This window comes from Dongia sp., from assembly GCF_041909655.1.
Taxonomy (GTDB): domain Bacteria; phylum Pseudomonadota; class Alphaproteobacteria; order Dongiales; family Dongiaceae; genus Dongia.
This window is the reverse complement of the sequence record NZ_JAYRDA010000010.1, coordinates 49,730-61,211: the sequence shown is the minus strand read 5'-3', so window position 1 is coordinate 61,211 and position 11,482 is coordinate 49,730. Positions and strand designations below refer to the sequence as shown.

Annotated in this window: 14 protein-coding genes; 1 reads left to right on the top strand and 13 read right to left on the bottom strand. The window is 63.3% G+C overall.

Going from position 1 to position 11,482, the window contains the following annotated elements; translation table 11 throughout:
• Positions 1-5 precede the first annotated feature (5 nt).
• The 13 genes from ACE3PR_RS18055 to ACE3PR_RS17995 all read right to left on the bottom strand — a co-directional run bounded on the left by ACE3PR_RS18055 (position 6) and on the right by ACE3PR_RS17995 (position 10,583).
• Complete coding sequence (locus ACE3PR_RS18055) at positions 6-2,270, bottom strand: hypothetical protein (protein ID WP_374374828.1); 2,265 nt, start codon at positions 2,268-2,270, stop codon at positions 6-8.
• A gap of 3 nt (positions 2,271-2,273) precedes the next feature.
• Positions 2,274-2,849, bottom strand: coding sequence for a hypothetical protein (locus tag ACE3PR_RS18050; RefSeq protein ID WP_374374826.1), 576 nt, complete (start codon positions 2,847-2,849; stop codon positions 2,274-2,276).
• Between the two features lie 70 nt (positions 2,850-2,919).
• Positions 2,920-3,345, bottom strand: a complete 426-nt coding sequence (locus tag ACE3PR_RS18045; RefSeq protein ID WP_374374824.1) for a hypothetical protein — start codon at positions 3,343-3,345, stop codon at positions 2,920-2,922.
• 80 nt (positions 3,346-3,425) lie between these two features.
• On the bottom strand, positions 3,426-4,286 hold the full coding sequence (locus ACE3PR_RS18040; RefSeq protein ID WP_374374822.1) for a phage capsid protein: 861 nt from the start codon (positions 4,284-4,286) through the stop codon (positions 3,426-3,428).
• Between the two features lie 229 nt (positions 4,287-4,515).
• Positions 4,516-5,319, bottom strand: a complete 804-nt coding sequence (locus ACE3PR_RS18035) for a hypothetical protein (protein ID WP_374374820.1) — start codon at positions 5,317-5,319, stop codon at positions 4,516-4,518.
• Positions 5,309-5,599: a hypothetical protein gene (locus ACE3PR_RS18030; RefSeq protein WP_374374817.1), complete on the bottom strand. Its 291-nt coding sequence runs from the start codon at positions 5,597-5,599 to the stop codon at positions 5,309-5,311. The genes ACE3PR_RS18035 and ACE3PR_RS18030 overlap by 11 nt, the downstream gene beginning before the upstream one ends.
• Entirely contained in the window at positions 5,596-7,221 is a 1,626-nt protein-coding gene (locus ACE3PR_RS18025) for a portal protein (protein WP_374374815.1), read from the bottom strand. The genes ACE3PR_RS18030 and ACE3PR_RS18025 overlap by 4 nt, the downstream gene beginning before the upstream one ends.
• A 39-nt stretch (positions 7,222-7,260) precedes the next feature.
• Positions 7,261-7,956, bottom strand: a complete 696-nt coding sequence (locus ACE3PR_RS18020) for a hypothetical protein (RefSeq protein ID WP_374374813.1) — start codon at positions 7,954-7,956, stop codon at positions 7,261-7,263.
• Between the two features lie 3 nt (positions 7,957-7,959).
• Positions 7,960-9,264 carry a terminase large subunit domain-containing protein gene (locus tag ACE3PR_RS18015; protein ID WP_374374809.1) on the bottom strand — a complete coding sequence of 435 codons (1,305 nt, stop codon included), beginning with the start codon at positions 9,262-9,264 and terminating at the stop codon, positions 7,960-7,962.
• A gap of 123 nt (positions 9,265-9,387) precedes the next feature.
• Positions 9,388-9,624: a hypothetical protein gene (locus ACE3PR_RS18010; protein WP_374374806.1), complete on the bottom strand. Its 237-nt coding sequence runs from the start codon at positions 9,622-9,624 to the stop codon at positions 9,388-9,390.
• Positions 9,621-10,154 (bottom strand): hypothetical protein, encoded by a 534-nt coding sequence (locus ACE3PR_RS18005; RefSeq protein ID WP_374374804.1) that lies wholly within the window; start codon positions 10,152-10,154, stop codon positions 9,621-9,623. Before ACE3PR_RS18005 ends, ACE3PR_RS18010 begins: the two co-directional genes overlap by 4 nt.
• The gene (locus tag ACE3PR_RS18000; RefSeq protein ID WP_374374801.1) at positions 10,151-10,372 is read right to left on the bottom strand and encodes a hypothetical protein; all 222 of its coding nucleotides are present in this window, start codon (positions 10,370-10,372) and stop codon (positions 10,151-10,153) included. The genes ACE3PR_RS18005 and ACE3PR_RS18000 overlap by 4 nt, the downstream gene beginning before the upstream one ends.
• A gap of 13 nt (positions 10,373-10,385) precedes the next feature.
• Positions 10,386-10,583, bottom strand: a complete 198-nt coding sequence (locus tag ACE3PR_RS17995; RefSeq protein WP_374374798.1) for a hypothetical protein — start codon at positions 10,581-10,583, stop codon at positions 10,386-10,388.
• A gap of 190 nt (positions 10,584-10,773) precedes the next feature.
• Between ACE3PR_RS17995 and ACE3PR_RS17990 the strand changes: the two genes are divergently transcribed.
• The gene (locus ACE3PR_RS17990) at positions 10,774-11,460 is read left to right on the top strand and encodes a helix-turn-helix transcriptional regulator (RefSeq protein WP_374374796.1); all 687 of its coding nucleotides are present in this window, start codon (positions 10,774-10,776) and stop codon (positions 11,458-11,460) included.
• Positions 11,461-11,482 lie beyond the last annotated feature (22 nt).

Below are 11,482 nucleotides of genomic sequence, written 5' to 3'. Positions count from 1 at the left end.
ACATCTCATCCATCCATCGTTGTCAGTTGCGGAATGAGAGCCACCACCGTGCAGGGCAAAGGTTGCTCCTGCACCAAGGTGACGAAAGCATGCGAATCCCAGCCCTTCGGAAAGGCGACGATCTTGTCGCCGCTGAACAAGGGCGGGCTCTGATCCATCGCCGTTTGGGAACCGCGGAACACGATGTCCTCGGTGGCATCGCTCTCTGCGCCCACCCGCATGCCGAGACTGTCAACGAGGCGCACGATGACCCGGTGCAAGCGGCGCTTCTTGCCCTGAGCGGCACCGTCGGCGGCGCCAGCTTCAAGATCCATCGTGGTCAACCGGCTCTTGTAGCCGAGTCCCACATGTGCCCAGGCGACCGGTCGTTCCAGCTTTACCGTGCCGTCCGATGCCACGAGGCGGTCTGGATGCGTTGCTCCTTCCGCCAGGATGGTGACCGTTTCGCCGACGAGATGATCGAGCCCGCCGATTTCCGTCGCCGTCAGCGCCCAATCACCGGCGGCGATCGTGGCGAGGCTCGGAAAGGATGCCAGGATCTCGGTGAGCACCTGCGTCGCGCTCACAAATACCGTGATACGCGCCCGGGCAAGGCCATATCCGCCCGCAACATTATGCCGTACATGGATCTCCCGGCCGACATCGCCGGGAGCAAAGGCTGCGCTGGCACTGGTGAAGACGATACCGGCATTGCCAGCGACCTCGGCGCCGCTACCCGGCGTCAGCGTACTACTCCCGGCACCATCATAGGTACGGCCGCAATCGACGAAAAAAGCCCCGCGTTTGTCATCGGCATGACGCGCGGCAAAGGCTTCCGCCATGCGTTCGACGGATCGGCGCAGCGTGCCGTCGACGCGGCGCTCGACCGCCAGCCAGACCTCGTCTTGCCGCGGCCCCGGTATGATCGCAACCGAATGCACCTTGACCGCATCGCCGGCAAGATTGTGCCGGTGCCAGCCCACCACATCCTGATCGCGCATGTAAGTGAGGCCCAGGAGCGACCCATCCTGGCAGGCAACCCACAGGATAGACCAGGGCTCCGCCTGATAGGCGATCTCCGCGATGCCTGGCAGGGTCAGATGCCGCGCCAGCAAGCTCATCTCCGGCGAGTTGAAGGCGTCGTTCTCGAAACTATAGGCCATCTCGTAGAGTTTTCGCCGCGCGCGTTGCACGTAAAGAATGGCGGCACCCACCCGCTCCGGCCGTATATCCGCGCTGCCATTGGTGGTCTCGCGCCGCACCGTGACATTGCTCGGCGTCACCGCTTCGTTGAGCGAGCTGGCGCTGAGGTTGAATTCGCCACCGGTCGTGCCCAAAGCCAGTGTCTTGCCGGCACTCATCCAGCGGATCGCATTGACGCGGTCATCGGCGATGGTGAAGTTGAGACCGTGGTCATCCTGCACAAGGCCGTCCGCGCCGCTGGGACTGAAGCTCTCATAGGCGCCCGAGACAGAGCCCCACAAGGTCTGCGGCTGCTCCCGGCAATTGGCAAGAAACAGACGTTCTTCGTAAAAGGTCGCGGTGCTGGGCCAGCCGGTCCGGTCCGACCAGGCGCCAAGCCGCCAGGCGGTCGTCGCCCCGGCCGCGCCGAAATTGCTTCTGATGTTCATCGTCACTTGCGTGGCGCTGACGAAGGCCGTGATTTTTGCCCAGCCCCATTGCGTTCCATGGCGCAACCGCACCAGGCGGCCGACATCGCCCGCCGCGAAAAAACTCGCCGATGCTGTAAGAGTAACGCTGCCCCCCGTCACGGCGGCAGGCGTCAGCGTTATGCTGCTCACATTCTCGTCGAGATAGGGGCCGTCCTGGAAATCGATTTCGCTCAAAGACCAGGATGTATGGCCGCTGCGGGCCAGCTTTCTCGGCGCAAAATCGGGGTGGCACAGATAGAGCACGTCGGCCGATTGCGCCCATTTCAGGCGTTTCACGTCCAAGGCACCGTAAGGCGTCGCAATTTCATAGGCGACACCAGGTTCGGTCTCGATACGGCCGCCATTCATGTAGAATCGGAAATAACCGCCGCCCGCTTCGATGATATAGGCTTGATCCGTCGAAAACTCGAACGGGATCAGACGGACGATACCGTCATCCTTGCTATGCGCCACGAATTCCGTGCCAGGCCGCCGCGTCGCAGGACCTTGGGCCAGGAGAACGAAATTCTCGATCTGGCGGCAGGCGTTGCGATATTTGTCGAGATCGATGCGTCCGTATAGCTCCGGCGACCATTCTCCGGCGTTGAAAGTCGAGAGAAAATGCGAGGCACGCGGCATGGCTTAGCTCCGTGCCTGCAGCCAGGCGTCGACGGTAAACTCCACCTGACCGCCTTCCTGTGCGTCGCTGATTTTCGCCTGCCCGAGAATGTCCTCAAGATATCGCCGCGCGGCGTCGATGCGGGATCCGCTCTCGGTGAGATTGCCGGCCAGATGCACGGCGAGCTTCGCCGCGATCACCTCGGCAAGCAGCGCATCGTAATCCGCGGCATCCTCGAGGCGGCCGATATAGAGAATGTCGAGCGGCGGCGGGGCATCGGTCACGACCCGCCGGCCTTCGATGCGGTAATCGCTGCAGCCGTCGATGGCCAGCAGACGCAGGCAATAGCTGGGCTCGGGTCCCTGCGGCAGCTGGTATTGATAGCGATACCCCCAGGCCGGCGCATCGGCGAGGGCCGGCAACCGCGCCCGCCGCAGCGCCGCGTTCCAGGGATAGAGGCGCAGCACCGAATCGGCACTGGGCGCAAAATTTCGCTGGCACAGATTGGCCGATTTCGACCCATCCTCCAGCGAGGTAATCGGATCGGCCCCGAGCAGGTCGAGCGCGCGGTTGCAAATGGAAACGACGGATGTGGCCATGGATCGTTCAGTCTCCAGCTATCGCGCGGGCAGCAGGGTTGGAGTGGCGGCTGCTGCCCGCGCGACAATTTCAGTCGAGCGTGTAGAAAATCAGCACGCGCAGAATGCCGCTGGCGGGCAGGGCTGCGGCACCGATGGTGAGGATCACGATCTCCTCATTGGCGAGCGGCTCGCCGATGTTAAGCGCCGCGCCAAACAGGCTCGGCGTGTCGATCGGCGCCAGAATCGCCGCCGTGCGGTATTTGCCGGTATTGCCCGCAACACCGATCGCGAGAGTCGACGAGCCGAGGCTCACATTCGAATCGAGGAAGCCATAAAGGACACGCGCGCCCTTGGGCAGGCGCGCGACCTCGATGATATCGCTGGTGGGCTGGCTCGCCAGCACCACTTTCTCGTTGAAACAGCGCACGCGCCCGTGCACGTCGCCCGCCATCGGCAGATCCACCGGCGCGGTATTGCGCAACCGGCCCATCTGCAAGCCATATTGAGTTGCCATTGATTTCTCCTGGTTTATGTCAGTCTGCGACCTGGCGCGGGCAACAGGGTTGGAGTGGCGGCTGTTGCCCGCGCCAGCATTCAAGCGATCGTCCCGATCTCGACGACGCCGTCTTCTTCCATGCGCGTGGCACCGATCGACATCGCGCAATAGACCTGCGTCGCATAGGACTTGTCGGGACGTTCGGTGACCTTCACCTTGGGCGTCTGAGCCAAAGCGAGGAGCAGGGCCGATTGCCGCCAAGCCAGGCAGGCGCGCTCGCCGCTGCCATTGAGGCCGAGGCGCTGGGTGCGGATGAACTTGAAGCCGAGAAAAGTATCGATCTGCCCGGCGGCCAGTGCCTTCACGGTGTTGTAATCCGACGACGTCACCTGGGTGGTGCCCAAGAGAACGGTGATATCCTTCGCCGGACAGGCGACATAACGCGGCTCGTCGGGATCGTTCTCCGCCGCGTCCAAGACCTCCTTCGCCTGCAGCAGTTTGGCAAGTGTCAAGCCGGTGCCGGTGCCGGCGATCTTCTGTCCGGCCGGAAGAACGACCGGCGATTGCCCGGTCTTGCCGGTGCGCGCAATGCCGTTCGCATTGGCGATGATGACGTCGTCCATCGCGCGGCCCAAGGCATGGGCCGCCGCCTGGGCATAGGCATTGGTGGGATCGGTCAGCGTCTTCACCTGGTCCAGGCGATCGACCAGGTCCGAATACTCATAATCCTCCAACATCACCTGGCGCCGGGCATGCGGCGTTTCAGTGAGCGGGGTGTCGGCATGGCGGGATTGGCGCTTGATGGCGCTGCCCGCGCCGATCTGGTCGAAATAGGCGATCTCGCCGGTCACCATTTCCTGGCGCACGGCATCCTTCAATCGGCTGCCCTTCTGCTGCACCAGCAGCATGATGTTGGCCGAATACATCGCATTGAACGCGATCTGCACTTGTGAGGACATGAGTGCTCACTTCCTTTCATTGTTCACAATCGTTGCGTTGTCACGGCGAGGTTGCCCCTGCCAACGCACCAACCCGCCTTGAGCGGTAGGGTTGGTGTGGCGGCTACCGCGCAAGGCGGCATTTCATAAGGACCTCAAGCCTCGATGCTGGCGTGCATCGTCGAACGACCCGGCTGTTCCGGGCGGTCAGCCGGGCCCCGCGCGCGAGGTTGTCCGGACTTGATGGAAACTATTCTTCGTAGGCCAGCGCGTAGAGCGCTTCCATCCGCTTCACCAGATTCTGATGCTCCGGATGGGTCTTGCTGACATAGGGGTGCTGGCTGTCGGCCTGTGCTGCGCGTTGCAGCTTGGCGATCTCGGCCAGGGCTTCGGCGGGATTGCGCGGACCGCTATTGCCGTCAGCCCGTGCCGTGATGCTGTCCTCGCCGATCATGCGGCCGACCTTGGCCAGCATCTGCATCAACGCCGTTTCACCGATTGCATCGGCGATATCGTGGAAGGGCGCTTCCTCGGCGAGGAAAGCGGCATAGGCGCGCCGCGCCGCCGCCATATTGGCTTCGTGCCGATGCCCCCATAGTTCCCGCAGGGATTCCGCCGGATCCGGCCCGCGCGGCTGCTCTCGTGCCGGCGTTTCCGATACCGGCAGTCGCGCCAGAAACCCATCATGAAGGGCTTGGGCTTGCGTCGAGGTCAGGCCGATGCGGTGCGCCAGATCGCGGAACCAATCGGCCGTCGCTGGGTCATAGGGCTTCCCTTCCGGCGCCGCGAGAGGATAGGCCGCGGCTTCTTTCGGCCGACCGAGCTTGTCCCAGACCGGCGCCCAGGCCTCGTCGCCGGCATCTGCCGCCGGCAAAGCAAGGCGGTCGGCACCCACCAGCCGTTCCAAATGGCGGTAGGAGTTCAAGGCATCGCTGGCCGAACGCCATCCCTTTTGCTGCACCAGCTGACCGAGCTCGGGATCGAGGTCGCCATGCCAGGCAATTGCTTCGGCCGGCTGGCGCGCGGCTTCGATCACGTCAACCTCATCGTTCATCGCTCACCTCGTCGATCAGCGCCGTGAAATCCATGGGTTTCAGACCACACATCTCGGCCACATGCAGGAAGACGTCGCGCGCACCTTCGTTGAAGGCGGTCTGATGGGGATCGCCGGCGATGAAGCTGCTCTGCCCGATCCGGCAGTAATGGGCGAGATCGGCGAGTATCGCCCGGCCAGATTGGCTTTCCGTCCCCAATTGCTGCCGATAGGCATCCGCCACCACGCGTGCGCGTTTGGCGCCATGCAGACGCAGCAGCCAGCGCAATCCCGCCTTCATGCCGCATTGCCTCCCAGCATGGCGCCGAGATTGCCCAGCAGATCGCCGCCCGCGGCGTCTCCACCGGGCATCGCCGGCGCTGCGTCTTTCTCCGCCGCGCGCAATTCTTCGACTGCGGCCTTGGTGCGCAGCAGAATGTTGGGCGCACCGAAGGATTGCGCCAGCGCCCGGGCGGCCGCATCGGCATCGATATTGTCATAGATCTCCGGCTTGATAGCACCGATGGGGGCCAGTGATTCCAGGGCGCGGACGATAGCTGCCCCTTCGCCGGCGCGTTGGGCGCGGGCCAGGGGCGAAACGCAATCGATGCGGATACCGCGTTCGCGCAATTGCCGGGGCGGCGGCGGCAATTGACCGCCCCGCCGCATAATGCCGAATTGCCGGCGAATGAGCGGGTCCAGGAATTCCGCCTGGATGCGACCAAGATGCGGCCCCATGAGGCGCAGCTTCTCCTCCTGCCGCGCCAGCACTTCGGTCGCGGTCTGGTTGGGCTGCTGCACCATCATCAGGAGCGAGAAATAGAAGGCCTGCCGCACGGCATCGCGCCGCTGTTCTTCCAGTTCCAGGCCGAGCCCGATATTGCCGCCGCTCTGCAGCGGTTCGTAGCGGCGGCGCCCGTTCTCATCGAGGCCGCCATAAATGATCCCGCCAGGATGCGTGCGCAATCCTCGTACCGCGATCTCGTCGATGGCGAGAAGGGGCGGATCGACCGCCTTCTGCGCCGCGATAATCGTGGTCTTCGACATCGCGTTCAGCATCTTGACGTCGGGCAGCGCCAGCATGGCTGGGCTGTCACCATAGATCCCGCGCGAACCCGTCGACCAGCGCGGCACCTGGTAGGGAAATTCGTGATAGCCACCATCCGACAGCAGCTGGCCATGCTCGACATCGACATATTGGCTGGCAAAAGCCATCGCCGTGCCGCGCTTCTGCGGGCCGGCCTCGTCCCGGGGCATCACGGCATGGAGAAAGGTGAAGCGCCGGTCCGGCTCCTTCTCCAGCGCACGCTGGATCGCCGGATGGCAAGCCTCGCCCCAGCGCGCCACGGCCTGGCGGGCGGTGAATTGAAAGCGGCGGAATACCGTGTCGATCTCGTCCCGCGCATTCTCGGCGACGAAACATTCAGCCAGATGGCGGCAGGAATAATGCGCCCGCCCCGTCTCGGCATCCTCCTCGACATAGAAAACGCCGGTGCCGAAGGTCACGAGATCGGCATAGAGCTCCATCACCCGGGCGTAAAAGCGCTGGCCATTGCCGGCAAAGCTTGCCCGCATGCGGCGCGTCACCTCGTCCAGCCACAATTTGGTCTCCTGAGCCTCCTCTTCCTCGGCGAGATCGGCCCGCAGGGTGAACCAGTCATTCGCGGCGTTGGTGATCAGCCCCCAAAGACCGGCAGCGAGATTCTCCGCCGCCTGCCCCGCCGTCCCGTCGAAGATCTTCTGCGAGCGCTTTTCGCCGGGCTGGCGCAGATGCGTGAAATCGGCGCGCATCGGCTGCATCAATTCGGCGATTTCCTGCCACAGATGATCCAGGGTTGCGCGCTCGGCGGCGAGACTCTCCTGACGCCGGATGAGGTCTCGCGCCAGAGTGTGGTCCAATTGCTTGCTGTCCTGATGGGTCATGCGGTCGGATTTCCGTTCGCGATTTTGCGCCATGCGATATTATGAACCGAGCAATTGATTGGCGCTGGTGGGCGCACTGCCGAGCTTGCCGGGCTCCGGCGTCAGAATGGTCGAGCGCCGGCCAGTGAGGGCGCGCAGGCGCCGCAATTCGAGATCGGCTGCATCCGTCGCCACGGGTTCTGGTGCTGCCGCGGGCGTCGCTGTTTGCGGGCGCGATATCCGGGTATTGGGTCTTGGCCGTTGCGGTAATCCACACATGTCCTTGTCTCCATAAAAAACGAAACCGATGAACGTCTCGCCATCCCGGCCATAGGCTGGATGGATCGCTTCCACCTCCGCACCGAGATGTACAAGCCAGCGGTGTGCCACCTTGTGCGCCCATGCAGAACGGCATTCCGCGCGTCGTGCACCCAGTGAACGCAGGGCTGGCCGCAGAATTTGCCGCGCAAAGCGCGTCGTTTTCCGGGACACTTCCGGCCAACGCTCGGTCGCAAACATCCACACGGCCCAATGGCCCGGCCACATTTCGCTGGCGCCGATCGCCGCCACCGCCTGGCCGTCTGCGGCCGGGATGATGGCGCCCAGCGGATCGCTCGCCAGCAGATCGGCGATCAGGCTCGCTATGTCGTTATCGAAACGCGTGGCGAAGATCTCGTCCCGGTCGCTGGCCCGCATGTCTCTCGCCACGGCCAACAGATCGGCCGCGTTGAGTGGCCGCCAAAAACTGTCCGACATCTCTCACCATTTCATCGGGTCGTATTCGACCGGTTGCGGTCGCTCGATCCAGGGCTTCGGCAAAGGTGGCAGTCCCGCTGCCAGATAGCGGAGGGCATCCGCCGCATGGCTGGTCCAGTCGTGCAAGGGTCGTGTCGAGAAAGTGTTTTGCTTGGCGTCAAATCCACGTCGATAGAGCCGCAGCGCGTCGAGCCCCCGTGCGCATTTCTCCGCGTCGAACCAGCAGCGCGGCAGGAGAGCTCGCACCGCCTCGATTCCATCCTCCAGGGCGGATGCTTTCAACACCTTCGCCCGGACTCCCAATTGCCGCAGCGTCTCCAACCGTGTGGTCCCGGTACCGAGTTCGCGGACCGCGACGTCATGGGGCAGCAGATGCTCGCCATAGACATAGGGCAGCGAATCCAGATGCTTCACGTAATGGCCCAGGGCCACGCCACTCGCCTCGAAATAGTCGATGATGCGGATCTCGCTGCCGACCAATTGCGCGAACCAGATTGCCGTCGCATCGCCGATGCCCAGATCCCAGGCCGTGATGACGGGAAGCCGCGGCTCCCAGGGCACGCGGGAGAGGCGCCCATCTCGTTCCGCGACATCGAGCAAAGTGGCGTAATAGGCACCCGGCACGCCGGCGGAGAAGCTGCATTCGAATTCCTGCGCGAATTGCTCCGGTGACATGGCGCGCTGCGCTGCCGCCAACTCCACCTCCGGCAGGATTCTTGTGCTGCTCGCCGGAAAGCGCGCCGCCAGCCAATCGTCGTCGCGTGTCGCCCGGTCATAGAGCGCATGGAAATGATTGCGCCCCATCGGCGTGCCGATGAAAAGCGCCCAGCCAGCGCGGTCGGCCAGCATCGGCCGCACGATCTCCGGCCAGACATGCGGACTCATCTGCGCATATTCGTCCAGCACCACGCCGTCGAAATAGAGCCCGCGCAGCCGGTCCGGATTATCTGCACCATAGAGCCTGATGCGCGCGCCGTTCGGCAATTCGACCCACAATTCGGTCTCGCTCACGGTGATTTTCGGAATGGGTGCCGTGAAGCGCTTCAGATAGGTCCAGGCGATGTCCTTGGCCTGTGTCAGCAGGGGCGCCACATAACCATAGCGCGGTTCGCGCGCCTTGCTGGCAGCGGCGCGGGCAATGAGTTCATTGATGCAGAAGACCGTCTTGCCGAAACGCCGATGCGCCACCAGCACGTTGAAGCGCTTCAGCTTGCCATGGAGCTCAGCCTGCGCCGGTCGCGGCGCATAGAGATGCACCTGCCGCACCGACCGTTTTTTGGTCGGTCTCGGCAGAGGCGTCTGCTGCATTGATCCCGGTTCTCCTAAAAGAAAACCCCGCGATCCAGTACCTGGGCCGCGGGGCGCAATATCGCATTCTATATTTAAAGATTAGCAAATTATTCCTATTTTGTCAAGCTCTTTTTTTGAGGCTTATTCATTTCCCCAGCAGAGCCGCACGATCTGCTCGCTCTTCTCCGCCGGCGCATCTTCTTTCTGCCCCGCATTCGGCTTACCGAAGCCCCATTGCAGCAGCGTGTTCGCCGCGGTGATGCGGGCTGCCGGCGGCGCGCTCTCATCCGCCATCACTGCGGCCAGCGCGGCGATGGCCGCCCGGGATTGCTGCTGCGCGAGTCGCTCCAGGCTCTTCCGCGCATCCTTCACCGTCATGCGTGCGCCGCGAAGCTGTCATTGAGCGCCGCCAACCCGGCACGCAGGCGATGGCAATCGCCATCCTCTTGTCCCGCCGCGTCGAAGATCCAGCCTGGCCAGATGCCGAAGACGCTCACCCGCTCGGTGACCAGCACCACCTTGAGCCCGGCGCGAAGCAGATCCCGTTTCGCCCGCTGGAAACGTACTTCGACCACAGCCAGGTCCTCCTCATCCATTGCAGCGGTAACCGAGCGCCCGCTTGTTCCGGCAAGACCGTCATAGAAGCGCCCATAGCTTACATCGGTCCGTCCGATGACACGGCGATAGAGAGCGGCGTAGCGGAAGCCGGCGCGTTGTTCGGCGGTCGTCAGCCAGCCCTTTGCCAGCAGCAGATCCAGCGGATGCGCGCTGGCCACGGGGTCAAGACCGCGTGCCAACTGCGCCCGCTTCATCTGCAGTTCCGCCGTGCCCGGATCCAGCTTCTGGTTGTCGTTGGCGGCGGCGCCTTTCGGGCGGCCACGTTTCACCGCGGCAAAGGCCCGCATCATTCGCTCTCCACTTCATCGAGCCCCATCGCCCAGCGCTCGGCCCATTTCACCAGCCACAGCGCGCGCTCGGCGGTCATGTCGCTGTTGACCACTTCGAACTCGCCCTCTTCGGTAATGCCGATCCCTAAGAACTGGCTCCAGCGAGTCTTCTGGCAGGTACCGACCGCCTGCTCGGGGCGCAGATTTGGGCTTGGCGGAAAATCGACGATCTCACCCATGGAATCCTCCTCGTCAGAATGCGTCATTGTCATTGGCGGCGATCGGGTGAAGAGCGATGTCGCAATCGCCGCTCTGCCATTCCTCGCTTTCCTTACAGAGCGGACAGACCCGCAGGAACGGAGTCTCGGCGATGAAATCCTGGCCGCAGGCCAGGCATTTCACCGCACGCGGCCGCCAACGCGCCTTTCTTTTGTTGCCTTTTTGTTCCATAATTCGCCTCCCTTGCGGCATTGCGCGTTATATCATTAGGCGATTATACGCAAATTTTTGTTACGCTGTCAAGCTTTAAAAACGTATTCTGCGGCTATATCTGTCAGGTCGCCGCCAGACGAGCCGCCCATCGGCCCGAACAACACCGCGTCCAGCCAACGGACGCGCGGCGAGATAAGGAGTGTTCCGCATGACTGAAATTTCCGAAGCCGCCCGACGCCTGAAGGAATTGCGCGAACAGGCCGGCCTCACCATGCGGTCGGTCTCCGAGGCGCTGGGCTGGAGCCTCACCCGCTACCAGCATTACGAAGACCGCTACAAGCGCCGCTTCCTGCCCTTCGAACTGGCCCGCGAACTGGATCAGCTTTTCAGCCAGCACGGCACCGAGCCGGGCGCGGTGCTGCAATTGGCGGGTATTGAGCAGGGCCAGGGCGTCACCCATCGCCGCGAACCCGTGCCGACTCGTCCCAGCAACACCAATCTGGGCCAAAGCCAACGCGATCTGCCCGTTCTCGGTGCCGTCAAGGGCGGCAGTGAGGGGTTCTATTTCAATGATGGCGAGGCCAAGGAATTCGTCGAGCGGCCAGCCAATCTCAAGGGCGCCTTCAACGGTTTTGCGCTCTATGTCGACGGCGATTCCATGGAGCCGCGCTATTTCGCGGGCGAGCTCCTCTACGTCAATCCCAACCGGCCGGTGACCAAGCATTGCTTCGTCGCAGTGGAACTCGCCGACGGCCAGGGCCTGATCAAACAATTCGTGCGCCGCACCGACCAGGAGGTCGTCCTCCACCAATTCAATCCGGCCCGCGACATCGTGCTCAAGGCGGATGAGGTGAAGCGGATCTACCGCATCACCGGCGCCGGCGAAGCCGGCTGAAAACACGCCGCGCGGAACCCTG